Genomic DNA, 26,279 nt, shown 5'->3' with positions numbered 1-26,279 from the left:
GTTCTGCTTCGAGCTGGTCGAGAGCCTCAGGGTACCCGGCTACATCGATCACCCCACGCGTTGTCTGGAGTGAAACCATTCGAACGCCAGGTCCGATATTCATTGCCAAGAAATCCCACGCCTTGAGGTGTCCGCGGTCCCGTCGAGACCAGTCGCTGACGAGAAAGGTAGCAGGTTTGACCCAAGCTCCTTCACGGTGCTCATCCGGCACAAAGTCCACAAGTGGCGTGCGCACTGAAAGCAGCCCGCGCACCCATTTGTCCGCTAAACCGCCGGGCAACGGCTCGGGCGAACGAACCCGCCTCGCGGAGGTTGTCCGCAAACCCATCCGACTCCGCAACCTCAGTCAACTGGGAGTTCCCCGCAAGCCACCTCGGAATCCTTGACTCCACCGAGGGAGTCAACAAAGGTGGGAAGGACCGATCCAAGCGAAATTCTTGCGAATCAGGAGATCCACTATGACTCTTCCCTCAGGTCTGACTTCCGGCACGTGGTTGCTGGACATGTCCCACAGCGAGATTGGCTTCAGCGTCCGGCACGCCGGCATCAGCAAGGTCCGGGGCCGCTTCACGGACGCCAGCGCCGAGGCCCGCGTGCACGGGTCCCTGGCCGACGCTTCCCTTCACGCAACAGTGAAGACCGCCAGCTTCGATTCCGGCGATGCCAACCGCGACGCGCATGTCCGTGGCGGCGACTTCTTCGACGTCGAACAGTTCCCGGAAATGACCTTCCGAGCCACCAGCGTGGAGGGCGACGGCGAGGATTACACGCTCACGGGCGACCTCACCATCCGCGGGATCACCAAGCCGGTTGAGCTCGAAGTGGAGTTCACCGGCGTCGCTGTTGATCCTTTCGGGGCCACCCGGGCGGGGTTCTCCGCGGAGACCGAGATCAGCCGCAAGGATTTCGGGCTGACGTGGAACGCGGCCCTGGAGACCGGTGGCTTCCTGGTTAGCGACAAGGTGAAGATCAACCTCGAAGCCGCCCTGGTCAAGCAGACGGAGCCTGTCGCCGCCGAATAGTCCCACGAAGCCCGCCACCCCAGGCACAGCTCCGGTTTGTCGGTGCTGGACCTCCAGGGGTGGCGGGGGCTTTTGCGGTTAAGCCAGCGTGGGCAGTGCGCTGAAAAGCTCAAACTTTAGTGGCTGCCCTGACGCAACAAGAAAGCCGCACTGGGCCTTGGGCACCAGTGCGGCTTTTTCAATGTTTATCACCTATTTGTCATGATGTCGTTTCGGAAGATCTCCTGTAGAAACGTCCGAATCGCTGAAGGTAAAGATATGTACCTGCAAAGGTGATCAATCCGAGGACCGGCCCTGCCCAGAAGGCTACCGGCGTGCTGCGCACGAGAACAGCAGCACCGCCGAATACGGCACCGAGAATACCGACTCCCGGACCGGCCGTAGCAAGCTTCCCCTGGATTTCGCGGCCGATCTGGCCATAGTGGATGCCTTGTATGACTACAAACAACAGGAATGCGGCAACCATAATCACCGACCACGGAGGATCGGTCATCGCCACGACGCTAATTGTCACACCGAACAAGGCTGACAGTGGCAGCCAATAGGCTCGCGCGGTCAGATGCGTTGTTGTGCTCATGAGCAACCTCGATTGAAATCGATGACAGATCCGGCAATGGCCATTGCGGCCGAGCATCCCATAGCGGCCATCGGACCGAAGAAGCCCCTCGTGCAGAGTTGTTTCCGAATGCGTGTTGCGTGAACCATCTAAGATCCCCAAACTCTTAGTTTTCGGCTGCTCAAAAAGAGCAAATACACCGACACCAACTCGTCAGTGGCGCCCGGTTCAGGTCACGCTAGAGAGCAATCCGCTCCGATGCAAGTCAAACCGGAGAGCTCCATTGAGGGCAGGTGAAGCCCCTGTGGGAAGGGGACATCGGTCAGCTCGTGTTTTCCAGCCCGGCGCTAGGGTGAGCGTCGAACGTTGTCTCAAGACCGGCTTAGTGCTGGTCCACCGTTTCCTCGACCTTCTGTGCTGACCGGCCGGATTCTTTCCGGCCGGGCGGGTAGGCGTGCCGCTTGCCGGCCAGCGTGATGACGAGCGCGACGACGACCGGCAGCGCCGCGGCGACCGGCACCATGAGTGGTCCGGCCAGGACCAAGGCGGCGGAGCCATAGAGGGCGCCGATGGTGATGCCGAGTTGGATGGTGAGGACGGTGAGGCCGTTGGCGGCATCCCGGTATTCGCCTCCGGCGCGGAGGATGGCTGCCTGGTTGTAGATGCCGATCGCGCCGAGGCCCGCGCCCCAGACAGTCATGAGGACCATGGCGCCGGGGATCGTTCCGCCGCCGAGCGGCAGGAGGAGCATCGCTATGGCGATTGCCGCCGTCGTAATCATTAGTGAACGGCGGGGCCGGGAGTCAACGGTGATGCCCGCGATCCAGATGCCGATGAGGCCGGAGGCTCCGAGGACGGTGAGCGAGAGGCTGATGGCGTAGTCGGGCAGGCCGGCTTCGCGGATGAACGGTGCGATGTAGGTGAAGAGCGCGAAGTGCGCGAGCACCAACAGTGGCCAGGCGATCGCGACCGCTTTCACGCCAGGCTGGGCGATGGCCATGCGCATGGAGGGGCGGACGGCGTCGGGGATCCGTCGGACTTGGGGGAGCAGCCAGAGAGCCAGGCCGGTCAGCAGCAGGCCGAACCCGGCCAGGAAGAGGAAGGCCGCGCGCCAGCCGAGGAGGGTGCCCAGGGCCGTGCCGACAGGAGCGCCGATGGCCATGCCCAGGCTGTTGCCGCTGAAGACGATGGCTAGGGCTTTGCCTACTTTGTCGGCCGGGACTACGCGTGAGACGAACGGCGCCATGGTGGTCCAGAGCAGGCCGTGCGCCAGGCCACCAACAAGTCGGCCGCCCATGGCCGCCGCGAAATTGGGGGCGAGCCCGACGAGCACGTTGCTCAGCGCGAAGGTGAGGACGAGTGAGACGAGCAGGGTCTTCTTCGGGACCTTGGCCAGCAGACGCGCGGCCGGGATCACCGTGACCACGATAACGGCGGCATAAGCGGCCGCAAGGTAACCCGCCACGGGCTCGGACACGTCCAGGCCAACGCTGATCTGGGGCAGCAGACCCGACGTCAGAAGCTCCGTGGTGATGGCCATGAAACCGGTGGTGGCAAGGACCAGCATCGCGGCGATCGGGAAGCGTTTGGGCGCAGGCAAGGGCAGGACGGAAGACATGGGGGAGCGGATCCATTCAAAAGGGGTGGGTATGAGGACGGCGCCTATGCCAGAGTCCTGCGGACTAAGTTACCTGATTTGTTTGGCGTGAGGGAGGGTCTGTGAGGGCTATGTTGGGGGCGGGTCCGGATAGATAGTAGTCGGTAATAACAAATGACACCCACGGACAATTCAGGCTGTTGGTTTTTGTCTGATCCACCAAATAACCTGGCGCAGTGACTACATTCGATGGGGGACCGGCAGATTCGAAGCTGCCTGAGGGACTGTACGAACTCCTGAACACAGAAGGCTTGGCGGGAAAGCTAGCGCTGGTACCGGACCTAAAACCGGTGGTGGCCGTCGTCGAAGATGATGACAGCCCAGACGTTCTTTCACGTCACGTTGCAGGAGTCGTCCGCCGGGCATTATCCGCAGCGAAGCCGGAAGACAGGGTGTTCCTCGCCAACCGCCTGCTCAGTGAGATCAAACACGCCGACCACATAGCTGACGGCCCTACACAGCTCCTCTCCCTGCACCGCCCCGACGCCCTCAAACGCCGGCAACTGCGGCGCCCCACCACTAGGCTCAGCGAGTCGGCACTCCTCACAAACAGCAAGGAGGATCCCAATCTCGCCGCTGAGTTGCGAACTGAGATTGAGTCAGCCAATACTGTCGATCTCCTTTGCGCCTTCGTCCGGTGGACGGGCCTCAGGTTGCTCCAACCAGCTCTCGAGCAGCTCAGGGAGCGTGGGGCCAAGTTCAGGGTCATCACGACCACCTATATGGGTGCCACGGAGCGCCGCGCGATTGATGAGCTCGTCATGCGCTACGGCGCCGAGGTGAAGATCAATTACCAAACCCAGGCCACGCGTCTGCATGCCAAGGCTTGGCTCTTCCGGCGGAACACGGGATTCGACACCGCCTACGTTGGAAGTTCCAACCTCAGCCAGGCCGCGCTCCTAGACGGCTTGGAATGGAACGTCCGCCTGAGTTCTGTCGCAACGCCGGACCTGCTAAAAAAGTTCGAGGTCACTTTCGACAGCTACTGGGAACAGCGAGCATTCCAGAGCTACGATCCCGACACCGATGGTGCCAAGCTTGACGCAGCCCTGGAACGCAACGGCGGGAGGCGAACTGCAGCCCCGGACGCGGCCACAGGCCTGGAAGTCCAGCCCTTCCTCCATCAGGAAGAAATGCTGGAAGGCCTCGAGGCAGAGCGGTCCAAGGGATACAACCGGAACCTCTTGGTCGCTGCCACCGGCACAGGCAAAACCGTCATCGCTGCCCTCGATTACAAACGGCTTTGCGAAGCGGCCGGCCGCAACTTGACGCTCCTGTTTGTGGCACACCGGCAGGAAATCCTGAAACAGTCGTTGCGGACGTATCGCGATGTGATGCAGGACGGTGCCTTCGGCGAGCTCTACGTCGGCGACCACAAGCCGCAAGAGTGGAGACACCTGTTTGCCTCCGTCCAATCCCTATCTTCTCTGGGTGTAGAGGCACTCAAGTCGGATCAATTCGACGTACTCGTGATCGATGAGTTCCACCATGCCATGGCTCCGACCTACCGGTTGCTGCTCGAGTACCTCCAGCCGCAACAGCTACTTGGCCTCACGGCGACACCAGAGCGTGGTGATGGCGGCGATGTGGCCAAGGAATTCTTTGGCGGACGCACGGCCAGCGAACTCCGGCTCTGGGACGCCCTCGACGCCGATCTGTTGGTGCCTTTCCACTACTTTGGCGTGTCCGACGACGTCGACCTCACCCAGGTTGAATGGAAGCGCGGCAACTACGACAGTGCCCAGCTCGACCGCCTGTACACGGGCAACGATGCCCGTGCCGCAAAGGTCATACGGGAGCTCCGGGACAAAGTCCCGAGCATTGAGTACATGCGCGCGATCGGCTTCTGCGTTTCGGTGCAGCACGCGCGGTATATGGCCGAAGTCTTCAACGGTGCTGGTATTGCGTCTGTTGCCGTTGACGGCAGTACCGACGATGTCGAACGCGAACTTGCCCTGAGCCGGCTCCGCGACCGGGAAATCAACTGTATCTTCGCCGTCGATCTTTTCAACGAAGGCCTTGATCTGCCGCAGGTTGATACCATCTTGATGCTCCGGCCAACACAGAGTGCAACGATCTTTCTCCAGCAGCTCGGGAGGGGCCTGCGCCGCGCCGAGGACAAAGCCGTACTGACGGTGATGGATTTCATCGGCCAACAACGTCGCGAGTTTCGTTTCGATCTTCGCTACCGGGCGCTCACCGGCTATGGGCGGAAGGAGCTGGAGAAGGCTATCGAGGATGAATTTCCATACCTGCCATCGGGTTCGCAGATCGTGCTGGACCGCGTGGCGCAGAAGGTCGTTCTGGACAACATCAAGGCCCAGCTGCGGTTCAACCGGACCCAGCTCGTCCAGGACATCGCCTCCTATGCAGAGATTGACCTGGAGGCATACCTCGAGCAGTCCGGGAATGACCTCAAATTGATTTACCGGTCCACACGCGATTCATGGACAGGCTACCTCCGGCAGGCAGGGCTGATCGAAGGGTTCTCACCGTTGGAGGCAGTCCTGACGGGGAAAATCCGGGAGCTCTCGGAGGCCAGCGAGCAGCGGCTCCTCGGCCGTATGGCCGCACTCATCCACGTGGACGACCCGGAACGCGCCGATGCATACTCGATGCTGGTCGCCCCTGACGCGCCGCGGTATGCGGAACTTGGAGTCCGCGAACAGACGTTCGCGCGGATGCTTTTCTATACCCTTTGGGACGACGGCGGCGATTTTAAGACGTACGACGCCGGACTGGACTATCTGCGCAGCTACCAGTTTGTTTGCAGCGAGATCCGCCAGCTCATGAAGCTCGGCGTTGCCGCCTCGAGGCATGCTGCCAGGGGCTTGGGCGCAGGGCTGCAGCATATTCCGCTGCTCTCTCACGCGACATATCGACGGGAGGAAATTCTCGCGGCGCTTGAGTACGGTTCGCTGGAGCTTGGCAAGAACGTTCAGCATAGGGAGGGCGTTGCCTGGTGTCCGGGGACGTCGACGGACGCCTTCTTTGTCACTCTAAACAAGGACGACAGGAAGCATTCGGCGACGACGATGTATCGGGACTATGCGATCGGCCCGGAGCTCTTTCATTGGGAATCACAGAATGCGACATCGCCCAGTAGCCCGACGGGAAAACGGTACTTGGACAGACTGAAACATGAGTCGCATATCCTGCTATTCACCAGGGACACCGCTGAGGATGAGACAGGCCTCACCGTTCCCTACACTTGCTTGGGGCAGGTGGACTACGTCGAGCACACGGGGGAGAAACCGATTGCGATCAAGTGGCGGCTGCACCGGCCTATGCCGGGAGACGTGTTCGCGACGGCTGCTGCCGTGGCGCAATAGCGGACGACCTATGGGGTCGCGGGTCTTGGGATAGGGGGGGTTTCGGACCTCAGCTACAGCCGAGCCTTCAGCCAGTGCGATCGACGCAAGATTTTTCGGATGATCAAGAAGGCCTCGCGAAAATGATCAAGGGCTGCGGCTCGTGAGGAAGCGATGAAAGTAGTGGGCAAGGACCCTGGGCCTCGCGCATGCGGTGTCTATGACTATCTTCGAACACGGTCTCCGATTTGATATTTGTCGGAGCGGCTCCGGCAACCGCTCGTTCAACGCGTCCAGGAGCCTTTCGAGGAGCGCGAACGGTTGGTAAGTACCCCGCGAGTCTCACTCCGCGCAACCTACTGCATTGACGTTGGAGCCGGGCTGGAAAACTCTAGGTGAGATTCTTGAAAACGCCAGTCAACTCCCTACGCTCGCCCACCCGGATAGCGTCGTTGGTGCTGATGTAGGCGAGCCGCCGTTGCTCCAACCTCTTCTGTTGACCCGGCGATGGGATCCGAGCCCCTTTGGCATGGTTGCATCGGCTGCACGCGGCCACGAAGTTTTGGAGCGAAGTTGTGCCTCCCTTGGACCACGGGTAGAAATGGTCCCCATGTTCCGCAGGGCGCAAACACCGACGGTGAAGGCCGGCCTCCAGTTCGCACTGCCCGTCGGCTCGTGCCATTCCTTCCCGGCGCTGTTGACGCGTGAAACGACGGAGCGGGTCGCGACGCCGGACGTCGTTGGCACGTATGACGACGGCAACGCCAACGAGGACGATGAAGATAGCACCGGGCAACGCGACCGCGGCCAGGGCGGCATTGAGTATCGGACCCAAGACGTCGATAAATGAGGTGGGTCGCTGGCTCATCGAAGCATGCGTGGCGGCGGCGAAGACAGCACCGGCAAACAGCCACGCAACTGTGCAGAGCGTTCCGAGGCGGAGCGACTTGCGGGTCCAATAGATGCGCTTCAGTTCCAACATTGTGCCCCTAATGATTGCGGCGCAGTAGATACCGCCATTGGCGTGTCTGGTCAGACAGATCGTAGCGCTATGCCCTCAAGTTCACGTCGTTGCCGGTCGACGTGCTCTGCGACGGAAGGCTTGAGTCTGCTAGCTGCTCCCGGACCGGTGTTGGGCCCGCCGAATATTTGGTTCGCGCGCACCGTTGGGGCGACGAACACTCATCAAGCGCTTGATGACCACTCAATTTGGCTTTCGTCGGCACCTAATTCCGGGTGCTGGTCACCTAGTTGACAATTTCGACCCTAGCCTTACTCACACGAAGACGCCGCAGGCAAAAGGGGAAGCTTTGATAAGACATTGGCAGTCATAGTCGTCGCCGTCGTGCCGACTCCGTTGGTCACCGCCGGCAGGGCTATCGCGGCCCCCAGCAAATCCGAAGTCCCGGAGGTGTTGACGTGAGGAATTCGTATGTCCCGCAGCGGCGGGCTGGATTAACAGTGGGCCGGAACTATGGCTGTGTTGGGGAACGAACCCAGGAAGAACATCATACTGAAATATATGCTCGAAATGGCGGAAGCGCGCAGGGCAACAGCGGGACGACGCATCTATAACTACGCAATGGCTGCGGTTTTGGTGGCAGCCGGAATCTGGGTTTTCACAACAGGCGCACCGGGATGGATCTTTCTCGCCGTCGCGGCCGGTGACGCCGCCTTCGATTTCTTCCTCGTCAATAGTTGGGTGAAGCATGATGCCTTGCGGACGTCGCGATCTGCCGGCGATTCAGTCTGACCTCGTTGTCCGTCTGTTGTGCACCAAGGTCTGAATGAATCGGTCAGCTGCCCTCGCGTGAATCCCGCTTATGCCAGCTTGTTGAATCCCGTTATGTCGCACCGCATTAAGGAAACGATGAATAGATTAATGTCCCGAGGGCTGATCTTTGGTGCCGGATTTGGGTGCACGTATGTGTTGGTGATTCTTTCTTTGAGCGCAACCAGCGGCCCGGGATTGTTGGTATTCGGCGGACTCGGCGGTGCGTTCGTCGGTGCCCCGTCGGGTTTCATCATTGTGGTCTTCACCCTTGGCGTCGTTCGGCTGGTCACAGTTCGACCCGGCTTTGAGAAAGCCATTGCTGCCACCACAACCGGAGCTTTGACTCTGCTGATCCTTATGGCTTTGGCATCGGGTTCGGATACACAGTGGCCATGGTGGACCGAGGTTGTCACGGCGAGTGCCGCGGCTGCCATTGGTGGGCTGGCGTGGCGTCGGGAGAAGACTTTGGCTGAGAAGTCCAGCGAGCTTCATGTCCCCCAACATACTTCGCAACCCGATTCGCAAGGTTAAATGCCGGACACTGCGTGACAGTGCAAGCTTTTGTCTAAGAATTGCCCAAGATTCGTCAATCGACCTTCCAGACGGAGCGGATTATGACAGCATCGTGCTCGGGGCCTTTCCCACTGAACGTTGGGGGTAGCGATGTTCGTTCCGAATTCCGGGGATCACTTTCGCGAGGACGATCTGCCAGTCCAGATTCGCGCATTGCGGATGCCGCGCTGGGCCGGTGCTGTCCTCGGTGCCGGCCTGGTGGTGATGGCGGTTGCAGCGGTTGCCGCCTCGATCGTTGTCAACGATAGCGACAGCACGATCATCCCGGCTTGGGTCGAGGGACTCATCCTGGCGGGATCAATAATCTCGGCTATCTCAGGTGCCGTCCTGCTTTGGTATGCGGGGGAGTGGGTCACGCTCACCAAGTTCGAAGCAATCGTCACGAGGGCATTCGTCGTCCACATCAGGGTCGACCGCACGCATCTTGAAGACTTCCACGCCTACCTCCACCAGCACTACGCCCGCGGGGGAGTTCAGTACCGCATGGTGCCCACCTTCACCACCAAGGACGCATACGACCGGCTCCGGGACCTGCCGCTGCCATTCCTGTCCTACTGGAACCCTGCCGGAGGGACACAAGCCCCTTTGCCACCGCGCGCCGCATACATCGAGGCCTGGGCCCGCGCTGGCTACAGCCCGTACTCGAGAGCCATACCCACAGGCGTCGTACCGTACACGCTCTCGATGCATCGGGACGCCATGCGAACAGGCCTGCGGCACCGCGCGCGCATGTGGGCGATCATCCTCCCGGTGGTGTCGATCGGTCTCGGCCTAAGCCTCGGTTTCGGCCTCGGACCCGTCGCCAAAGGCCTCGGTCACAGCCGCAGCTTTGACGCCAACCGCAGCTTTGACGCCGAAACGAACCGTACTGGCATCCGCGACCTCAACGACGCGCTTACCCCCGACATCGCCAGCTACCAGTGGCATGCGACGGTGTATCCCAGCACCGGCACGAGGGACTTCACCTTCTTCCCAATCATGCGGTCCCTACCCTCAGGGCCCTACACCGTCCGATATTTCATCCGCGACCCCGCGCAGCATGGCGCCGACCTCAGTGTTCCTGAGCAGAGGTACGGCCGAATCGTCTCCCAAGGCACAATAACCGTCAAAAACCCCACAATTGCGTTCACCCTGGACCACGACGACAGCACCTTTGCCATCGAGGTATACGTCACCGACGACCACGGGCACACCACGGCCAACTCCAAGATCTACAGAAACATCGCCGAGCTTCCGGCGCCGACTCCCACGCCCCTTCCCACACGCTGAGAGACCGGGAGTTTCGCATAGGGATTCCGGCGCGTGAGGAGACTCCAAGCCCGGACCGACGCTGGACAGCACCGTCGGCCCGTGGTTGCGTGGGACTGTTGCCATGGCCGTAAACGGAAGGAACAACAGTGAGCAAGCTTGCACTTATCACGGGAGCCAGCTCCGGAATCGGCTGGGCATTTGCCGAGCGTCTTGCCGCCGACGGTTACGATCTGGTGATCGTGGGCCGACGACAGGAACGCCTGGAACAATTCGCCCAATCCCGCCCTGAAACCACGATCCGGACCGTGGCCGCCGATTTGTCCACGCCCGCAGGGATCGACTCGGTAGCGCAGATCTGCGCTAGCGAACCAGTGAGCATGCTCGTGAACAACGCAGGCGTGGCACACTACATGCCTCTCGCCGAGCTCCCGGCGGACAAAGCCACGGAACTCGTCAACGTCAAGGTCCTCGCTCCCACCATGCTCAGCCGCGTCGCGATCCCAGGCATGCAGGAGCGGGGCGAGGGAACCATCATCAACGTGGCCGGCATGATCGCCTTCGGAGGCCCCGCGCCGCACTCCCAGATGCCCCGCCGCGCGGTCTACGGCGGATCCCTGGCCTACCTCGTCGCGATGTCCCAGACCCTCAGCGCGGAGCTGGAAGGCACCGGAATCACGGTGCAGGTGGTTTGCCCGGGCGTCGTGGCCACGGAATTCCACGAACGCCAAGGCATGGACCTGAGCATGATTCCGCGGATGAGCGCCGCCGACGTCGTCACCGCCAGCATGCGCGGCCTGGAACTCGGCGAAACCGTCTGCGCCCCGGGCGTCGAGAACACCGGGCTCCTCGACGCAGTGTTCCAAGCAGACCTCGCCGCTTTCGGCGCGCAGAGCCCCGAGCTTGCCACGCGCTACCGGACAAGCTGATGCGATCCTCGTGAACCGGTCCTAGAGTGGGGCCCATGGCTATCGCACGCTTCCCGGTCGTGGTGCTCGATTGTCCCGACCCCAAGACCCTTGCCGAGTTCTACAGCGCCCTCCTCGAGTGGAAAGTCGAGCGGAACGACGACGACTGGTGGTCCGTTCGTGCCGAATACGGGGATTCGCTCGCCTTTCAGAAGGTCGAATCCTTCACGCCGCCGCAATGGCCTGGCCAGGACGTCCCGCAACAGATGCACCTCGACGTCTCGGTGGACGACCTCGACACCGCCGAGGCGGCCGTGCTCGAAATCGGGGCTACCAAGCACGAATACCAGCCGGGAACGTCATTCAGGGTGTTCCTTGACCCGGCCGGCCATCCGTTCTGCCTCTGCCAGGACTGACCGCTACACGCTCGCCGTCTCCGTGACCTGCGCCGCCGCGTACACCGGCGGGAACATCTCCGAGGTCTCCCGCCGCCTATAGTCACGTTCCCCGTAGGCTTCGACCATCTGCCCGAAAAGCCGTTGGCCCTCAGCGCGCAGTTCAGCGAGGTCGATGCCCGGGAGCGAGCCGTCAACAACCACGGGTCGACCCGCGACGTAAGTATCGGTGACGTTGCGTGCCGAACCGTTGAGGACGAGTGTGCGCAGGGGATCTTCCACGACGCCGTCGCGGAAGTCGCCCAGCGACGCGACCATGATGTCCGCTTGCGCGCCCGGGCACAAGCGTCCCAAGTCGTCGCGGCCCAAAGCCTTGGCACCGCCCAGAGTGGCGGCGTCGAAGAACGCTGATACCGAGCCGGCGTCCCGGCGGCCTTCCGCGATGCGCGCGAGGTGCGTCCCGACGTCGATACCCTTGATCAGGTCCGGCGGGAACGAATCCGTTCCTAGGCACATGTTCACCCCGGCGGCCGCGAAGGCGTCGAAGGACTTGAGCATGCCTGAGTAGTGGAACGATGTCAGGGGACAGTGGATGATGCTGACGTCATGCCGGGCCAACACGTCTAACGGCCCGCCCTCAGCGCTCGACGACGGGTCCGTGCCGTCGATCACGATCCCGTGCGGGATCAGGAGCCGGGCGTCCAGCAGGCCGGAATCTGCCAGCTGCTCCAGGACCGTGCGTCCGGTGAGCTTGAGGAGTAAGCCGTTTTCGTTGGGCTGCTGGAGGCAATGCAGGCGCACCAAGGCGTCGCGTTCGGTGGCCAACTCGGCGGTCCGGCGCATCAGCTCGTCCGAGAGCGTCTCGATCCGGCAGGGGAGCAGAACACCGGTCAGCAACGGGTGCCCGAGTTCCTCGGCGTAATCGAGGAACCGGACGGCGTCGGCGAGTCCCTTGCGCCCCTCGTCCTCGTCAAAGAGGACCACGCGGCCGCCGTCGTTGTCGGTGACATTGATCCCCGAGCGGTAGGCCGGCCCCAGGAAGCCGCGCAAACCGAGTTCGATGCTGGACTGCGCCATCCCCTCCAGTTCTTCGAAGGTTTCGGCCCACGAGCTGTGGATCTCCGAGGCGATCGGCATGTAGGTGGTCACGCCGTGGAGGGCCAGCTGCGCCAAGGCGAATTTGCGCACGATCTGGCGTTGCGCCGCGGTGAAGACATCCCGACGGCGGTGGGTGAAGTAGTCCTCGGACCATTGCAGTCCCGGAGCGGTCTCTTCCGTGGGCCAGGAATCGAAGATCATGTGGTCGATGTCCGCCAAGGCATCGAGATCGATGAGGCCAGGCGCGATCAGGCTCTGACCGAAATCCCGGCGCTCGTCCACGGGACCCGCGTAGGCGGTGCCGACGTAGATCACCTCGTCGTCCCGCATCACGACGTGCCCGTCCGTATGCAGCACGTGCCGTGTCCCGTCATAGCCAAGGACGTACCGGGCAGAAAGTTGGGTAATCATGAATCCTCCATATTTGGTATCCCAGGTTGACTAGCCGCAGTTCTTGCTCGACGACGACCATGGGCGACGATGCCCATGTTCTCCGAAGATTTCATGCGACTTCTGTGACATGTATTGCATTGCGATGTGATCGAGCTTACCATTTTTGGTATACCAAATAGCGCGGACGTATCCGTCCACCGCCTCTTCAGCACACGAAGGGTGCAGAACAATGAAGAACCAATCCACAACCACTCCGGAGGTGGATGCGCCGGTAGCCAAGGTCGACGACGGCGCGACCCGCCTCTTCACCCCGACGGCACGGCAATGGGGATCAATGATCCTGTTGTCCACCGGTATCTGCGCCGTAGCAATCCTGGCCGGCACCCACAAGATTCCGCTCGGCAACGCCGCGATCGTGCTCATGCCGGTCCTGTGGGCCGTGCTGATCGGTGCAGTCATTGGCGTGCAGAAAGTGCGGCCGATGTCCGGCCAAAGCCGCGCGGTGGCCTCTGTGTTGCTCAACGTCAGCATCGTGATGTTCCTGGCAGCCCTCGGCACCCAGGTGGGGCCCTCCCTCAGCAAGCTGACGGCACTCGGCCCGGCCATCCTGCTTCAGGAAGTAGGCCACATCTTCGGTACTGTCATCATCGCCCTGCCTGTCGGCGTCGCACTCGGCATGGGCCGGACGGCAATCGGCGCCACTTGGGCGATCGACCGTGAATCGTACCTGGCCTACGCGCTGCAGCGCTTCGGCGTGAAGTCGCCGGTCTACCGCGGCGTCTTCTCGGTTTGGCTGCTCGGCAGCGTCTTCGGCGCGGTCTTCATCTCCCTGCTGGCCGGCCTGCTTGGCGGGATGGGCATCTTCGACCCGCTCGCCCTGGCCCTCGGCTTGGGGCTCGGCTCGGGATCGATGATGCTTGGCGGCGTAGCAGCCCTCTCCATCCTGCATCCGGGGCAAGCGCCGGAAATCATGGCGCTCGCGGCCCTGTCCAACCTCGTGACGAACCTCGTGGGCTTCTACGCCGGCGCCTTCCTTTCGTTGCCCATGGCCCTGAGGCTCTACAAGTTCTGGTCGCGCCTCTTCCGGCGTAACGACGACGGCAAGCGCCTTGACCGGTACGGAAAGGTCGTTTCGGCGAACCTTCGCGGGCGCAAGGGTAGCGGTACGGTAGACGTTTCGGCGGTGATCCAGGACCCCGAGGTACGCACGAAGCCTTCGACGTGGATCATCGCGTTCGCCGCAAGCATCGCCACCGGAGTAGTCCTCAACGCCCTCGGCACCAAGTCCACCAGCCTTAACGACGTAGTTGGAGTGGTGATCCTCGGCCTCCTGACCGCCCTGGCCTTCGTCCTCGCGAAGTACATCCCCGCCGTGCCGTCGAGCGTATGGGTCCTCGCCCTCGCAACCTTGGCGACGGCGCCGATCCTTCCTTTCAGCGGCGCGATCGTTTCCCTCACCCACAACCTCGACGCCCTGTACGTGGGCCTCGGATCGATCGCCCTGCTCGGCATGAATGTGGGGCGCGATGTCAACGCGCTGAAGACCCTGAACTGGCGCACAGTAGTTGTGGCGACAATCACGTTCTCTGCGAGTTTCGTGGCAGCCGCCGCTCTTGCGCAATTCGTCATCCATGTCTGAGCGGTGACATAACGCCAATCCAGGCGGGTGGAATGGATTCCTTCGTCCATTCCACCCGCCTTCCCGAGTTTCCTGGGCGAAACCCTCGGCAGAGCCTGCAGGTGATATTCGACGCATCGTGGCCCCTTCGAGCCCTAGCGCACGCCATAATCGGTCGAACATGAACGGCGGATGGACAGCAAGCCATCTTGGACTTGCTAAGATCTAAAGGCTCGTCGGCAAACCGGAGAGCCTCCCCATCAATTGGTCCGGAACGGACGTGCGTCGACGCGCCCGGTACCGGCCCCTGCCCGACCCGAGGAGACCCCCAGCCCTCATGACCGCATTGGCCGAACCGGACTATTTCGAAGACTACGACCAGGATTACCGCAGCGAGATCGACTCGCGTTATGAGGAAGGCTTCGGGCGCGGGCCCGAGCTGGACGACGACTACGACAGTGGCTACGACGAACTCGACAAGCTCTTCGATGGTCTTTTTGACGACGAGGACGACCTTGACGCCCCTGCCAAGGCCGAAAAGAAGACCCCGGCCAAGAAGGACGCTCCTAAGGTAGCTTCCGGCAAGGCAGCACCGCCGAAGAAGGCAGCGGCAAAGTCGCTGCCCAAGGCCAGCCCGGTCATTACCCGCCGGGTGGTACCCGTCGCCGCTCCCGCGGCCGAGGCACCCGTCGCCGTCGTCGAGAGCTCCGTCGTCGAGCCGTCCGTCGTCGAGAGCTCCGTCGTCGAGCGCACCGTCGTCGAAGAACCGGCCGTCGCTGCAACTCCCGCGCGCGAAACGGCGACTGTGACCGTCGTCGAACGCGCCGCCGTCGAGCCCGTCAGTGCCGAATCGGTTTCCACGGAAGAAGCCCAGGTTCCTGCGGAAGAAACGGTTCCTGCGGTTCCGGACAGCCCCTTCTTTGCCCCTCACATAGCGCCGGTCAACGAGCACGTGGAGTTCCTCCGCAAGCTGCGCCCGGGCTTCGAGGTCCCGTATGTCGATCCGATGCACTCCGTGGAGGAGTGCCGGATTGTTTCCCTGTTCTCCAACACCGGAGAGGCCTCTCCGCGCGGAGTTGTCTGGGCCGGCGACGACGTTGCCGCCACCCGGCTCCTGGGCCTGCAGTTCCAGCTCGGCCTGCGCCCGGAATGGATGATGCCGTGGAACACCCACCCGTGGTTCACCCCAGGCGAGGCGAACGGAAAACTGACTCCCGAGCAGGTCAACGCCGGCCTCAAGCCGCTCATCGGCTTCCTCAGGCTCGTCCCGCGCGCCTCGGCGATCGTCGCGCACGGAACGGAAGCCAACCGCCTCGCGCAGATGCTCCTCAAGACCGACAATCCGCTGATCTGGCGGCGCGGCTTGAAGGTCTACAAGGCCCGTTCGCTCCACGGGCGTGCCTTCGCCGGGTCCAAGGAACGCCAGACCGAATGGCTGATCGAAATGGGTCGCTCCTACGCGGACGCCATGGCACGTGCGGGCCTCCAAGCAGGACGGCGCTAAGCACATCGCCTATCCCCGGCAGGCGCTGAGTGGCTCACCACCCAGCTCTCGCCGGGGTGGCGGTTATTTCTTCGATGAACGCGGTTTCGCGGCTTTTGGGGGAAGGGTGGCTACGTAGGTGAAAGCCTTCTCGACCCATTCGGCAGTCTGCTCTTCGTCGGCATTCCACGTTTCGGGCAGTCCGACGTAGCCGCCCATGGGCCGGCCTTCCGGGCCGAAGGGAAGAGTTTGGTGGTTGGCTTCGAGTGTCTCCCGGTCGGCGTCGGAGAGCCTGACGCCGATCATCGGGCCGAACAATCCGGCGAACATGTTGCCGTTCACGAAGGCGCCGAGGTTTCCGAACATCGGCTTTACCACGACCTCGGGGTTGTCCGGCACCGCTGCGCGGAAGCGGTCTTTGTCGACGTCGGACGGTTTGGGTATCTGCACGTGCCTGCTCCGGGGTAGGGGATCGAAAGCCTGGGACTGCATGCAGCATACGGTCCTTTGACGCGGGCTGCCAGATGTGAGCAAACTCAGGTCTGATGGGCTTTTCCTGACCGGTAGCGGTGAATTGCAGGGACACCAAAAAAGATGTATCCGAATACTATTACCGGGTATCCGGTCCAGAGCGGTCCAATCAGCTCGCGAACAGGGGTAATGAAAATCATGGCCACGCCCAAGAGCGCTATCGCGAGAGTCAGCAAGCCGCTCCAGCCGTGGAGCATGACTTGGCGGCTTTGTTCTGCAGAGATCATGTCGCAGCTCCTTGCTTTCGACTGACGACTGAGTGAGATCTTGTGGTCCAAATCGCCACTTAGGCGGAGAAAGCTAATGGAATGACTGTTCGTGAAACTATGAAGGACGCTGGTTTGGCACCTCCATACCCCACCGGTTCGGGTCTGAAAGGTCTGCAGACCCTAATTTGCTTTACCTGCCTATTTCTTTCTTGACGGGAACCAGGGAACCCCGGGCTTCACGGCAAAGATCAAGAACAAGAAAATGATGCTGAACGACACCAGGCTCGCCAGTGTAGGTTTGGGTGTCCAGCCCGACGTGGCCCAGTAGACCAACCATTGACCTGACCACATCCCGCCCACTGAGGCGACGTAAACGTACAGGCGTCCCCACAGGGTCCTTGGAGTGAGGAACTTAGGCTTGGACGTCAATGTTCCTGTCCCTCCCGGCACTGCTTGATATTTCACACTAACTCCCCAATTGGTTAGACATTGCGGCCGGCAATCAGAGCGGCTCCGCTTTGAATGCTGCCCATTTTTCGGCGGGTTTTGGTTTCGGCAGTCAGTTCTGCCTTCCTCTACCCAAGTGAAAAATACGGCCAGCAGCCTCCGCTTGGGTGTGAGACTGTCGGATCTAGGTGTGAAAACGGCCAATCTAGGTGTGAAAATGTTCTCGTCTAGGGGCAAAAGTGCTTAAACACTTAGTTGGGTGCGCTTCGGTCGCAGGCAGCCCCCTCCAACTCCAAACGGAACACCCACAGCAACTCGTCCTCACCCGGCACATACCAATCGCGCTCCGGCGCCCGCCGGAAACCAAGAGACCGATAAAGCGAATGCGCCCGTTCCATGAACGTCGCGCTCGTCAGGCTGATCGCACGTATTCCAGGCAACCGCTGAGCATGCTCAATGATGGATCGAACGACGGCCCGCCCGACACCCGACCCTTGCAGGGAGGGATCCACCGCTAGCATCCGGAACTCGAGCTCATTCTCCAGCGCGATCTCGCTGTATGGCTGGCCCCTGAAGGTCAATGTCACTGCCGCCACCACTGCGCCTGCTGACTTGGCCACCCACACCTCGGCGTGCTCTGCCCGGTGTTCCACATCGTCCAAGACACCCATGTAAGGGTGGTCGGCCGTGAAGTGGCCCGCCTGCACATAGGCCTCCCGAGTGACCCTCCGAACCTCCGGGAAATCGGCCGCCGAAGCGCGTCTGAAAACGAAGTTCACAGCCCAACCCCAGCCGAAACCACACGAGCAACATACGAATCCAGCGAACCCAATGCCGGTTGGGACGACGGATCCGCCACGGCATCGGCGCCGACCAGATTGGCCACAGCCAGCGCATCCCCATAAGAAAGCCCCGACCGCAGCGCCAACACCAAACCAGCGCAGAACGCATCTCCCGCGCCGATCGTATTCGCCACGGTCACTGAAACCGAATGCGCCTCAGCAACCCGCACTCCGTGCTCAAACATCGCCGAGCCGGCAGCACCATAAGTCACCGCCACCAACTTCGCGCCAGTCAAAGAAGTGATCAGCTCGTACTCGGTCTCATTGACGATCACCAAGTCGCAGCGCTCCAACAGTTCCGCCGGCAAATCCATTGCAGGCGCCGCGTTCAGCACGAAGAATCCCGTAGCGCGACGCGCAACCTCCAGCACCACGGGCAGCCCGACCTCGAGCTGGCAGAGCACGGTCTCCTCAGGAGCAAAAGAAATGCCATCCAAGGCAAACCCCGAGTTCGCCCCGGGGCACACGACGATCTGGTTCTCGCCGTCGTGATCCACCACGATCAGCGCGGTTCCGGTCGCGGCGCCATCCAGCACCGCAACGTCCGAAACATCCACGCCCGCAGACGACAGCGCCGAGAGCATCACGCCACCTTGGGAATCAGAGCCAACGGCCCCGATCATCCGGGCAGTTCCACCAAGCCGCGCGGCAGCGACCGCCTGGTTCGCTCCCTTGCCGCCAGGTTGCTGGCTGAGAACGCCGCTGCCGATGGTTTCCCCGGCGGTCGGAAGCCTGTCTGCGGTGGCGATGATGTCGAGGTTGATGCTGCCGACCACGGTGACGGCAGGAAGTCGAGTGCTCATGGGAAGTCCTAACGAAAGAGGGCTGATGAGGAAATAGTGTACGGGATGGTTGTACTTGTGCGTCATACATGGTTGTATAACAACTCACATCCCAACGGCAGGACGTGCCTGCAGAACAAAGGAGTTTGATGTGAACACCCCAGCAAGCGTCACAACAACGCCGCCATCCGCCGTCGTCGGCGATCCCGCGGTCACCGGCGAATCAGCCGAAAGCAAGCTCGGCGGCCGCCGCGCCGCGATGCTCATCTCCGCACTGCTCCTCGGCGTGCTGTCCTTCCAGCTCAACGCCAGCATGGTCACCCCGGCTCTCCCGCACATCGCCGCGAGCTTCGGCCTGGGCGCCGACAGTGCCGCCCCGGTCCAGTCCATGTTCTTCCTCGCAGGCGCCATCGCGGGTCCCGTGATCGGCAGGTGGAGCGACTTCATCGGCCGCCGCACCGCACTGCTGCTCGTGCTCGGGATCATGGCCGTCGGCACCATTCTCTGCATCGCGGCACCCACCCTGCCCGTCCTTATCGCGGGACGTTTCCTCCAGGGTGTATCGAGCGCGGTCTTCGCCCTCGCCTACATCGTGCTCAGCGAAAACCTCCAGCCGAGCGTCTTCGGTACCTCCGTCGGCATCATCGCCGCGATCAACGGCGGAATCGGTGGCGTCGACGGCTACTTCGGCGGCCTGATGTCCGAGACGCTCGGCTTCCGCTCCATCTTCGTCGTTGTACTGGTGCTCACGATCATCGCCGCGGGCTGCATCCTCAAGACCGTTCCCAAGGGCAAACCGCAGGGTATCCGTGGCGCGATGGACTGGTGGGGCGCAGGTTCGCTCTCGGTATTCCTCGTCTTCATCACCTACTTCGTGTCCGACGGTTCAGCCGCCGGATGGGCCGCTCCGAGCACCCTCGCCCTGCTCGCCGGCACGGTCGCATCCTTCGTTGCCTTCTGGATGATCGAGAAGCGACGCCGCAACCCGCTCATCGCCGTCCACCATCTGCGCTCCCGGCAGGTCTGGCCTGTCATCGCCACCACGGTCCTCACCCTCGCGGGCATCTTCGCCATCATCAACTTCACCGTGGTGCTGCTCAGCCAGGACACCCACGATGGCTTCGGACTCAGCGCATCGCTCTCCGCCCTCCTGTTCCTCACCCCGGCGGCCCTCATCGGCGTCTTCGCCGCCCCGCTCGCCGGCTGGCTCGCCGACCGCCGCGGCTGGATCAAGACCCTCCGCGCCGGCACCGCACTCAGCCTTCTCAGCGCAATCGTCGCAGCCACCTTCTCAAGCAACCAGATCGCGGTGATGGTCGCCGTCGCGTCCCTCGGCATCTTCTACAACGGCTTCTTCCTCACCGCCATCAATGGACTCTCGGTGCTCCTCTCGCCGAAGGAGGCACCGGCTGCCCTGCCCGGCATCAACGGTGCGGGCTTCGGCATCGGGGCGAGTCTCGGCGTCGTGATCGTTGCGCCGTTCGCCGCCCAAGCGACCTCAGTCGGTTACGCCACCGCCCTCTGGATCTCAGTGGCGATCACCGCCGTCGCGTTCATCGTCAGCCTCTTCGTCGCCGCCCCCAAGGGCGAAACCCTCTAATCCCTCCACCAACCGAAATGAGAACCATGACCACGCCCGCCCCGTTCTACCTCGACTGCGATACCGGAATCGACGACGCCCTCGCCCTCGCCTACCTGCTCGCCTCGCCACATGCCGACGTGCGCGGAATCGGCAGCGTCAGCGGTAACGTCAGCGCCGCCGTCGGGGCCCGCAACACGCTCGACCTCCTCCAACTCGCCGGTCACGCGCACATCCCCGTCGCGCTCGGCTCCCACGATCCCCTCGCCGGATCCTTCCAAGGCGGAGCGCCGCACGTACACGGCACTAACGGAATCGGAGAGGTTTCGCTCACGACGGCGGCTGCCGCACTTGCGCCCGAAACCGCACCGGAGATGCTGGTCCGGCTCGCGCACGAGCACCCCGGCACGCTCAAGGTCCTCGCCATCGGGCCTTTGACAAACATTGCCGAAGCCCTGCGCCTCGACCCCGAACTGCCGCAGCTTGTGGACGAGATCACTATCATGGGCGGGGCTGCCTTGGCCCCCGGAAACATCACCCGCGTGGCCGAGGCGAACATCGCCAACGACCCCGAAGCGGCCGCTGTCGTGCTATCCGCGGACTGGAAGATCACCCTCGTGCCGCTCGACGTCACCATGGCCAACGTCCTGGAGGAGAGCCACAGGCAAGAACTGCTCGCTTCGACGGAGGCCGTGCCGCTAGCGCTGGGGGAGATGCTCGGCTATTACTTCCGCTTCTATGAAGGCATTTACGGCCGCGCGTGCTCCGCCATGCACGACCCCCTTGCCGCGGCGCTCGCCGTCGGTGCCGTTTCCGCGGCGGTCGCACCGGTGGTGCGCGTCGAAGTCGACACCAGTTCCGGTCCCGGCCGCGGCCAAACCATCTGCGAACTGCGCGGACTGTACATGGACTACCCGGAGCAACCCGGCGCGCGCTGCCGCGTTGTACTATCCCTCACCGACGACTTCGCCCCGCACCTGGTGGAGACGCTGCTGTCGTTTTCGGCAGAAAGTACGACGGCGGAGCTCGGGTTGGCTGCGACTGTCGCCTGACGGCTTTGGGTGCTCAGGACTGGAGCGTCTGCATCACCGAGAGGTGACCGGCGCGGTCGGCGATGAGGCATTTGGCCAGGTAGAAGGGCCGGTTTGCGTGCCGGACGTACTGGGTCAGGACGAGGACGGGGTCCGAGGCGCGCAGGTCCAACAACTTGGCGCGGCTCGGGCCTACCTGGCTCAGGCCGATTTGGCACTCACCCGGCCCCAAACTGCGGCCCGCCGCTTTGTTGAGCGCGGCAAGCAAGGTGGTGCCGCCGTCGTCGTCGATTTCCAACGGCGCGGCGGGACCGCCGGCGAAGCTGACCGGGAGGGCGGAGATGTTCTCCTGCAATTGCGCGATCGGCTCGCCGTCCCTGATCAGGACCGACTCCCAGAGCCAGCAATCCTCCCCGGGGTTGACGCCGACACCAGGGGCCGAGAATTCGGACGCCGGTTGCTTCACGACCTGGGTGCGTTTGATTTCCAGTTTTTTCCCGGGACCGCCGAGAACTTCCTCGAAGGGTCGGATGCGTTCGATGCCGATGCGGGGGAGGGTATCCGAGACGAAACGCCCGACGCCGCGCCGCGCCCGGATGAGGCCGTCCTCCTCGAGCAGCATCAGCGCTTCGCGGACCACCGTGCGGCTGACCTTCATGTCCGTGCCGAGCTCCGTTTCGGTGGGAAGCATGGAGCCGGGGTGCAGCAAGTTGTTGCGGATGGCTTCGGCGATCCGTGAGTAAACGACCACCCGAAGCGGTGAGCCGGGCTGGGCCTCCACCGGCTGGGACAGGAACCGGACGGCGTCCTCGTGCACGATATGCCTCGCTTTGCGGTCTTGGGGAGAAATCCAGCGTAGCAAGTTGTACGGGCTTGTTGGACAAGGTGGGACTTTGGGGGGGCGAATTACGCGAGAGGTTCCGGTGTTCTTGGGTGCTCGATTGGTTGTCGGTGGTGACAGCTAGGATTGCGTCGTGATGCACCCGCGACTGGAGTCCTCGCCGAGGGAGTCCCGCAGTCCGAAAAGCACGTCATCCAGGATGTCGATGAGCTGCTGGCGCGGAATATTGCGCTGATTCGGGCCAGTAAAAGCCGCCATGAAGCCAGAGGGGCGTTTTGCGCTCGCAGCAATGACCAACCTGCGTGGTTGTCACGCAGCGAACTGATTGCGTAGTAGTCCATCAGGTCCTTCACCGCGGTGGGGGCTTGCTTCTGTGCATTCTAGAGTGCGGCCCGGACATTTTCGCCCATCGTGGCAGCCCTTGCGAGATCGGGTAGGTGTCACCCTCCTGTCGCCTAGACCTGCGGGTAAATTCAAGACGTTTTAGTATTTCCTCATGGCTGATCTCGAAATTGAAACTATTAGGAACGAAATTGACGAGCTGGATCGTCGGATCGTCGCGCTGATTGCTGAGCGCCAGAAATGGGTGATTCAGGCAGGCAGGATCAAGAAGGGCCAGGACGAGGACGCAGTCAAAGCTCCGGACCGCGTGGAGAGAGTGATCTTCAAGGTCCGAGCCCTCGCTGAAGAAGCGAGCGCTTCAGCAGATGTCGTTGAGGCTGCGTATCGCGCATTGATCGCAGGATTCATTGACTTGGAACTCGGCGTGCATCGCGGTCAGCGTTGAACAGTCACTCACCAGGGGAGTATTCCTCGGGGCAGCGTTCGGCTGCATTTACGCGTTAGGGGTTCTCTTCTTCAGCGGTACCAGCGAACCCGGTTTGCTGGTCCTTGCCGGGCTTGGCGGAGCGCTGTTTGGCACTGCCGTGGGCTTCGTCAACGCCGCCTTGATCCTCGGAATTGCTCAGGTCATCAGAGTTCCACACGACATGGAAAGAGTCGTTGCTGCGGGAATCACCGGAGCCATCACGTTGGCGATCCTTATCGTTTTGGCTTCCGATTCGACCTGGCCATTTTGGGCGCATTTGCTTCCGTCCGGCGTCGCAGCGCTTGTTGGCAGTCTGGCGTTGCAGGCTCCTCACCGGTCGGCTACGCAATCGGACCCAACGCCAGAAGAAGGAAATGTTGGGTAGTCCTTGTGCCCTGAGCACTCATCAAGCGCGTAACCACCACTCAAATTGGCCTTATCCAGCACCTAATTCGAGGTTTCGAAAACCCCGGCAGTAATTCCCTCTGTAGCCTTCCGTGCACGCACACTTTGCATGCTCGTGGAACGCAGAGGAGGGATTATCGTCCTGAAGTATCTGCGTGAACTGGGTGACGTGCGAAGGGCAACCCCGCGACGACGCGCTTACAACTATGGGATGGCCGCGGCCATTATGGGAGTCGGAATCTGGATCTTTGTGTCGGGGGCGCCCGGATGGATTTTCCTCGCCGTCGTAAGTGCCGACGCCGTCGTTGATTTCTTCCTTGTCAACAGCTGGGTGAAGGCAGATGCGGTCTCCGACCTTCACCGCCCGGCCACGCACCCCGCAACAAACTCGGCATCAACGCCCACACCCTCGATGAGCGCGGAGTAGTTCCCCGTCAACCACGGCAGGCCCGCCTCCGGCCGCCAGCCATCTGCGGCTCGCACCTCCCTTCGACGCTGTGGCAGAACCTTACGCCTGGCAATTCAAGGAGGGAATGGATCGGTCAGGATCGGAGAAGCGATCAAAGCGCCCCGTGCCTAGAGTCAAAAGTACGAAACCTATCCAAACCTATTGAAGGACATGTCATGACCTCCATCGATTCAGTCACCCTCGAAGTACAGGACCCCGCGGCGGCGGCCGATTTCTATGATGCCGCTTTCGGATTGGGCGAGCTCGTGCGGGTACGCGCGGCTGACGCCCCGACAACCGGATTCCGCGGATACACCCTCTCGCTCGTTGTCTCGCAACCCTCTACGGTCAGCAGCCTGATCGACTCCGCCGTAGCGGCCGGAGCCACCACCCTCAAGCCTGTTCAGAAATCTCTGTGGGGCTACGGAGGCGTGGTGCAGGCTCCGGACGGCGCGATCTGGAAAGCCGCGACGTCAGCCAAAAAGGACACAGGGCCAGCAACGCGCGAGATCGAAAAACTCGTCCTCCTCATGGCGGCCGCGGACGTGACTGCAAGCAAGAAGTTCTACGTCGACCGTGGGCTCACCGTTGGAAAGAGCTTCGGTAAGTACGTCGAGTTCAACATGCCGTCCAGCCCGGTTCAGTTGGGCCTTTACGCCCGCCGTGCCCTCGCCAAAGATGCGGGTGTAGCTCCCGACGGCGGCGGATCGCACCGTATCGCGATCGGCAGCCCGGCCGGCCCGTTCACGGATCCCGACGGATTCGCGTGGGAGGCCGCATAGCTCAGGATCTGCGATCTCGGCAATTGTTCAGTTAACCTCCCGTGAAGTGAGGTCGGCCTGCAGGAACTGGAGGAAGCTCATCCCGGTGGACGTGCCGTCGCCCCATCGATTGCCGTCCACGTAGGCCGTCGGGGTTCCGTTGATCCCACTGTCCAATGCCAGCCTGCCTGAGTATCGTGCCCACGCGAGATAAGTGCCGCCGTCGATACACGTGGCCACATCGGCGCCGGCTCCCGATGCAAGCGATTTCAGCTGTTGATTGCTTAAGCCTGCGGGTCCCTCTACCGGTTGGTGGGCGTACAACTGGTCTACGAACGCGGCAAATTTGTCCGGATGCGAGTTGGCGACACAAGCTGCTGCCGCCGATGCCCGGGACGAATACCTCGTGGTAGAGCGGTCGTCGAGGAAATTGACCGGCCGGTATTCCAGAGTGATCTTTCCCTGATTGCGCAACAAGTCGAGGGCAGGTCCGTTAGTGTCGTGAAAGTTGGCGCATGCCGGGCAGGCAAAGTCGATGTACACGACGACTTTGGCGGGCTGTCCTTTCGGTGCCGCCTGGATCCCCGGTGCGTTCGGGTTGCCAAACGTGGGCGCGGCCGGGTCCGGCGAGGGTAGCGTCGTGGTGTCGATGTTCGACGCCGGTGCAGGAACCACGCTGCCGCCGGCACCCAGGACTATCCCGCCGTTGGCGTTCATGTTGGCTGGGCTCGGACCCTGGTCGGGGAGGCGGCTTGGACTGGTTCCGGTCCATTGTGTCGCGTTCGTCGTGACTCCGGAGGCAATGAGAACGAAGACGAGCGTGCCGGCCAAGGCGGCAATAACGAAGCTGGTGTAGCCGATCACCAAGCCCGCGACGGCGAGCCCCCGACCGCCGTCGCCACTGCGCCTTATGCGGGCGAGGGCAATGTGCCCGAAAACGATACCGAGTACGTTGACGACCACAGCGCAGATGAGAGACGCGATGGCCAGAGGCTCGGTGCGTTGAGGTGTCTGGGCCGGTGGAGGATAGCCCTGCCAGGTGTCCGTCCACGGGCTGCGTTGCTTGTCCGCGGATTCCGGCTGCGGAGGCGGCCACGGGCGCGGATCGGGCTGCTGATAATTGCTCATCCGAAGTGCTCCTTCCGGTGCGCAGGAGCCCCACGTCCCCCACGTGGTCACGAGCATAGTCTTGAATGCTCTGCCAACGGGAGGACGCACCGTCCGGATCTAGGAAGCCAGCCGCTCCCGAGGGCTGTCATCCGGGATGCTCGGCGTGGTGCCGCCCATTGGCCGGTTGATTTCGGCCCACACTTCATCGAGGGAGATGCCGAGGACATCGGCGATCGCTGCGATGGTCGGAAAAGCCGGGGTCGCCACCCGGCCGGACTCGATCTTCCGGAGGGTCTCTGGCGAAACGCGGGCATCGAGCGCGGTATCGAGCATTGAGCGCTCGCCCCTGGCGCGACGCAACAGGGCACCAAGGCGCTGTCCGCGTTCGACGTCTGCGGGAGTGAGCGGCAACCTGACCATGGCTCCGATTCTAATACCGGGATACTATT

The 26,279-nt window shown here is 62.3% G+C and carries 27 protein-coding genes; 14 read left to right on the top strand and 13 right to left on the bottom strand.

The window, feature by feature from the left end; all coding sequences use genetic code 11:
* Positions 1 to 458: 458 nt before the first annotated feature.
* Positions 459 to 1,022 (top strand): YceI family protein, encoded by a 564-nt coding sequence (locus tag E1809_RS12425; RefSeq protein WP_133204546.1) that lies wholly within the window; start codon positions 459 to 461, stop codon positions 1,020 to 1,022.
* Between the two features lie 199 nt (positions 1,023 to 1,221).
* Here E1809_RS12425 and E1809_RS12420 read toward each other — a convergent pair whose 3' ends face one another.
* Together E1809_RS12420 and E1809_RS12415 are read right to left on the bottom strand one after the other, a co-directional pair.
* Positions 1,222 to 1,599, bottom strand: coding sequence for a hypothetical protein (locus E1809_RS12420; protein ID WP_133204545.1), 378 nt, complete (start codon positions 1,597 to 1,599; stop codon positions 1,222 to 1,224).
* A 361-nt stretch (positions 1,600 to 1,960) separates the two neighbouring features.
* The gene (locus tag E1809_RS12415) at positions 1,961 to 3,196 is read right to left on the bottom strand and encodes an MFS transporter (RefSeq protein WP_133204544.1); all 1,236 of its coding nucleotides are present in this window, start codon (positions 3,194 to 3,196) and stop codon (positions 1,961 to 1,963) included.
* Positions 3,197 to 3,447: 251 nt separating this feature from the next.
* On the opposite strand from E1809_RS12415, the gene E1809_RS12410 reads away from it, so the two are divergent.
* Positions 3,448 to 6,567, top strand: a complete 3,120-nt coding sequence (locus E1809_RS12410) for a DUF3427 domain-containing protein (RefSeq protein WP_268908678.1) — start codon at positions 3,448 to 3,450, stop codon at positions 6,565 to 6,567.
* 370 nt (positions 6,568 to 6,937) lie between these two features.
* Here the strand turns inward: E1809_RS12410 and E1809_RS12405 are convergent, their stop codons facing one another.
* Positions 6,938 to 7,528 (bottom strand): HNH endonuclease, encoded by a 591-nt coding sequence (locus E1809_RS12405; protein WP_133204542.1) that lies wholly within the window; start codon positions 7,526 to 7,528, stop codon positions 6,938 to 6,940.
* Between the two features lie 540 nt (positions 7,529 to 8,068).
* Here E1809_RS12405 and E1809_RS12400 point away from each other — a divergent pair.
* The 5 genes from E1809_RS12400 (at position 8,069) to E1809_RS12380 (ending at position 11,465) form a co-directional block, all read left to right on the top strand.
* A complete protein-coding gene (locus E1809_RS12400) occupies positions 8,069 to 8,299 on the top strand; it encodes a hypothetical protein (protein ID WP_133204541.1) in 231 nt (76 codons plus the stop codon).
* A 192-nt stretch (positions 8,300 to 8,491) separates the two neighbouring features.
* The gene (locus E1809_RS12395) at positions 8,492 to 8,851 is read left to right on the top strand and encodes a hypothetical protein (RefSeq protein ID WP_133204540.1); all 360 of its coding nucleotides are present in this window, start codon (positions 8,492 to 8,494) and stop codon (positions 8,849 to 8,851) included.
* Between the two features lie 195 nt (positions 8,852 to 9,046).
* Positions 9,047 to 10,162, top strand: coding sequence for a hypothetical protein (locus E1809_RS12390; protein ID WP_133204539.1), 1,116 nt, complete (start codon positions 9,047 to 9,049; stop codon positions 10,160 to 10,162).
* A 128-nt stretch (positions 10,163 to 10,290) separates the two neighbouring features.
* Positions 10,291 to 11,070, top strand: coding sequence for an SDR family NAD(P)-dependent oxidoreductase (locus E1809_RS12385; protein WP_133204538.1), 780 nt, complete (start codon positions 10,291 to 10,293; stop codon positions 11,068 to 11,070).
* A 35-nt stretch (positions 11,071 to 11,105) separates the two neighbouring features.
* Positions 11,106 to 11,465, top strand: a complete 360-nt coding sequence (locus E1809_RS12380) for a VOC family protein (protein ID WP_133204537.1) — start codon at positions 11,106 to 11,108, stop codon at positions 11,463 to 11,465.
* A gap of 3 nt (positions 11,466 to 11,468) precedes the next feature.
* Here E1809_RS12380 and E1809_RS12375 read toward each other — a convergent pair whose 3' ends face one another.
* Positions 11,469 to 12,953, bottom strand: a complete 1,485-nt coding sequence (locus tag E1809_RS12375; RefSeq protein ID WP_133204536.1) for a chlorohydrolase family protein — start codon at positions 12,951 to 12,953, stop codon at positions 11,469 to 11,471.
* Between the two features lie 211 nt (positions 12,954 to 13,164).
* Between E1809_RS12375 and E1809_RS12370 the strand changes: the two genes are divergently transcribed.
* Together E1809_RS12370 and E1809_RS12365 are read left to right on the top strand one after the other, a co-directional pair.
* The gene (locus E1809_RS12370; RefSeq protein WP_235835569.1) at positions 13,165 to 14,574 is read left to right on the top strand and encodes a DUF3100 domain-containing protein; all 1,410 of its coding nucleotides are present in this window, start codon (positions 13,165 to 13,167) and stop codon (positions 14,572 to 14,574) included.
* 985 nt (positions 14,575 to 15,559) lie between these two features.
* Positions 15,560 to 16,057, top strand: coding sequence for a uracil-DNA glycosylase family protein (locus E1809_RS12365; protein ID WP_133204594.1), 498 nt, complete (start codon positions 15,560 to 15,562; stop codon positions 16,055 to 16,057).
* 63 nt (positions 16,058 to 16,120) lie between these two features.
* Here E1809_RS12365 and E1809_RS12360 read toward each other — a convergent pair whose 3' ends face one another.
* From E1809_RS12360 to E1809_RS12345, 4 genes are all read right to left on the bottom strand, one after another.
* On the bottom strand, positions 16,121 to 16,486 hold the full coding sequence (locus tag E1809_RS12360) for a TfoX/Sxy family protein (RefSeq protein WP_133204593.1): 366 nt from the start codon (positions 16,484 to 16,486) through the stop codon (positions 16,121 to 16,123).
* Positions 16,487 to 16,572: 86 nt separating this feature from the next.
* Positions 16,573 to 16,794 (bottom strand): hypothetical protein, encoded by a 222-nt coding sequence (locus E1809_RS12355; RefSeq protein WP_133204535.1) that lies wholly within the window; start codon positions 16,792 to 16,794, stop codon positions 16,573 to 16,575.
* Positions 16,795 to 17,474: 680 nt separating this feature from the next.
* On the bottom strand, positions 17,475 to 18,002 hold the full coding sequence (locus E1809_RS12350; protein ID WP_133204534.1) for a GNAT family N-acetyltransferase: 528 nt from the start codon (positions 18,000 to 18,002) through the stop codon (positions 17,475 to 17,477).
* Positions 17,999 to 18,868 (bottom strand): ribokinase, encoded by an 870-nt coding sequence (locus E1809_RS12345; RefSeq protein WP_133204533.1) that lies wholly within the window; start codon positions 18,866 to 18,868, stop codon positions 17,999 to 18,001. The genes E1809_RS12350 and E1809_RS12345 overlap by 4 nt, the downstream gene beginning before the upstream one ends.
* A gap of 130 nt (positions 18,869 to 18,998) precedes the next feature.
* Between E1809_RS12345 and E1809_RS12340 the strand changes: the two genes are divergently transcribed.
* Together E1809_RS12340 and E1809_RS12335 are read left to right on the top strand one after the other, a co-directional pair.
* Entirely contained in the window at positions 18,999 to 20,447 is a 1,449-nt protein-coding gene (locus E1809_RS12340) for an MFS transporter (RefSeq protein WP_235835568.1), read from the top strand.
* A gap of 26 nt (positions 20,448 to 20,473) precedes the next feature.
* Positions 20,474 to 21,478, top strand: coding sequence for a nucleoside hydrolase (locus E1809_RS12335; RefSeq protein WP_133204532.1), 1,005 nt, complete (start codon positions 20,474 to 20,476; stop codon positions 21,476 to 21,478).
* 13 nt (positions 21,479 to 21,491) lie between these two features.
* Here the strand turns inward: E1809_RS12335 and E1809_RS12330 are convergent, their stop codons facing one another.
* Both E1809_RS12330 and E1809_RS26690 read right to left on the bottom strand, forming a co-directional pair.
* Complete coding sequence (locus E1809_RS12330) at positions 21,492 to 22,274, bottom strand: GntR family transcriptional regulator (RefSeq protein ID WP_133204531.1); 783 nt, start codon at positions 22,272 to 22,274, stop codon at positions 21,492 to 21,494.
* Between the two features lie 144 nt (positions 22,275 to 22,418).
* Positions 22,419 to 22,556: a hypothetical protein gene (locus tag E1809_RS26690; protein WP_165962291.1), complete on the bottom strand. Its 138-nt coding sequence runs from the start codon at positions 22,554 to 22,556 to the stop codon at positions 22,419 to 22,421.
* Between the two features lie 238 nt (positions 22,557 to 22,794).
* Between E1809_RS26690 and E1809_RS12325 the strand changes: the two genes are divergently transcribed.
* The gene (locus E1809_RS12325; RefSeq protein ID WP_133204530.1) at positions 22,795 to 23,085 is read left to right on the top strand and encodes a chorismate mutase; all 291 of its coding nucleotides are present in this window, start codon (positions 22,795 to 22,797) and stop codon (positions 23,083 to 23,085) included.
* 55 nt (positions 23,086 to 23,140) lie between these two features.
* On the opposite strand, the gene E1809_RS26685 is transcribed toward E1809_RS12325, so the two are convergent.
* A complete protein-coding gene (locus tag E1809_RS26685) occupies positions 23,141 to 23,284 on the bottom strand; it encodes a hypothetical protein (protein WP_165962290.1) in 144 nt (47 codons plus the stop codon).
* Positions 23,285 to 23,722: 438 nt separating this feature from the next.
* On the opposite strand from E1809_RS26685, the gene E1809_RS12320 reads away from it, so the two are divergent.
* Both E1809_RS12320 and E1809_RS12315 read left to right on the top strand, forming a co-directional pair.
* A complete protein-coding gene (locus E1809_RS12320) occupies positions 23,723 to 23,938 on the top strand; it encodes a hypothetical protein (RefSeq protein ID WP_133204529.1) in 216 nt (71 codons plus the stop codon).
* A gap of 197 nt (positions 23,939 to 24,135) precedes the next feature.
* Complete coding sequence (locus E1809_RS12315; RefSeq protein WP_133204528.1) at positions 24,136 to 24,741, top strand: VOC family protein; 606 nt, start codon at positions 24,136 to 24,138, stop codon at positions 24,739 to 24,741.
* A 27-nt stretch (positions 24,742 to 24,768) separates the two neighbouring features.
* On the opposite strand, the gene E1809_RS12310 is transcribed toward E1809_RS12315, so the two are convergent.
* Together E1809_RS12310 and E1809_RS12305 are read right to left on the bottom strand one after the other, a co-directional pair.
* Positions 24,769 to 25,848: a thioredoxin domain-containing protein gene (locus E1809_RS12310; RefSeq protein ID WP_165962288.1), complete on the bottom strand. Its 1,080-nt coding sequence runs from the start codon at positions 25,846 to 25,848 to the stop codon at positions 24,769 to 24,771.
* Between the two features lie 99 nt (positions 25,849 to 25,947).
* Positions 25,948 to 26,250 carry a helix-turn-helix domain-containing protein gene (locus tag E1809_RS12305; protein WP_133204526.1) on the bottom strand — a complete coding sequence of 101 codons (303 nt, stop codon included), beginning with the start codon at positions 26,248 to 26,250 and terminating at the stop codon, positions 25,948 to 25,950.
* Between the last annotated feature and the right edge of the window lie 29 nt (positions 26,251 to 26,279).

Origin of the sequence: Arthrobacter terricola, assembly GCF_004354015.1 — a bacterium.
Taxonomy (GTDB): domain Bacteria; phylum Actinomycetota; class Actinomycetes; order Actinomycetales; family Micrococcaceae; genus Arthrobacter; species Arthrobacter terricola.
This window is presented reverse-complemented; position numbering and strand designations above follow the sequence as displayed.

Coding starts and splice junctions, on each gene's coding strand:
- E1809_RS12320 (WP_133204529.1), top strand. CDS start 23,723: ATGGCCGCGGCCATTATGGGAGTCGGAATCTGGATCTTTGTGTCGGGG.
- E1809_RS12355 (WP_133204535.1), bottom strand. CDS start 16,794: ATGATCTCTGCAGAACAAAGCCGCCAAGTCATGCTCCACGGCTGGAGC.
- E1809_RS26690 (WP_165962291.1), bottom strand. CDS start 22,556: ATGGCGGCTTTTACTGGCCCGAATCAGCGCAATATTCCGCGCCAGCAG.
- E1809_RS12325 (WP_133204530.1), top strand. CDS start 22,795: ATGGCTGATCTCGAAATTGAAACTATTAGGAACGAAATTGACGAGCTG.
- E1809_RS12370 (WP_235835569.1), top strand. CDS start 13,165: ATGAAGAACCAATCCACAACCACTCCGGAGGTGGATGCGCCGGTAGCC.
- E1809_RS12315 (WP_133204528.1), top strand. CDS start 24,136: ATGACCTCCATCGATTCAGTCACCCTCGAAGTACAGGACCCCGCGGCG.
- E1809_RS12380 (WP_133204537.1), top strand. CDS start 11,106: ATGGCTATCGCACGCTTCCCGGTCGTGGTGCTCGATTGTCCCGACCCC.
- E1809_RS12345 (WP_133204533.1), bottom strand. CDS start 18,868: ATGAGCACTCGACTTCCTGCCGTCACCGTGGTCGGCAGCATCAACCTC.
- E1809_RS12420 (WP_133204545.1), bottom strand. CDS start 1,599: ATGAGCACAACAACGCATCTGACCGCGCGAGCCTATTGGCTGCCACTG.
- E1809_RS12305 (WP_133204526.1), bottom strand. CDS start 26,250: ATGGTCAGGTTGCCGCTCACTCCCGCAGACGTCGAACGCGGACAGCGC.
- E1809_RS12415 (WP_133204544.1), bottom strand. CDS start 3,196: ATGTCTTCCGTCCTGCCCTTGCCTGCGCCCAAACGCTTCCCGATCGCC.
- E1809_RS12310 (WP_165962288.1), bottom strand. CDS start 25,848: ATGAGCAATTATCAGCAGCCCGATCCGCGCCCGTGGCCGCCTCCGCAG.
- E1809_RS12375 (WP_133204536.1), bottom strand. CDS start 12,953: ATGATTACCCAACTTTCTGCCCGGTACGTCCTTGGCTATGACGGGACA.
- E1809_RS12400 (WP_133204541.1), top strand. CDS start 8,069: ATGCTCGAAATGGCGGAAGCGCGCAGGGCAACAGCGGGACGACGCATC.
- E1809_RS12425 (WP_133204546.1), top strand. CDS start 459: ATGACTCTTCCCTCAGGTCTGACTTCCGGCACGTGGTTGCTGGACATG.
- E1809_RS12335 (WP_133204532.1), top strand. CDS start 20,474: ATGACCACGCCCGCCCCGTTCTACCTCGACTGCGATACCGGAATCGAC.
- E1809_RS12405 (WP_133204542.1), bottom strand. CDS start 7,528: ATGTTGGAACTGAAGCGCATCTATTGGACCCGCAAGTCGCTCCGCCTC.
- E1809_RS12365 (WP_133204594.1), top strand. CDS start 15,560: ATGCACTCCGTGGAGGAGTGCCGGATTGTTTCCCTGTTCTCCAACACC.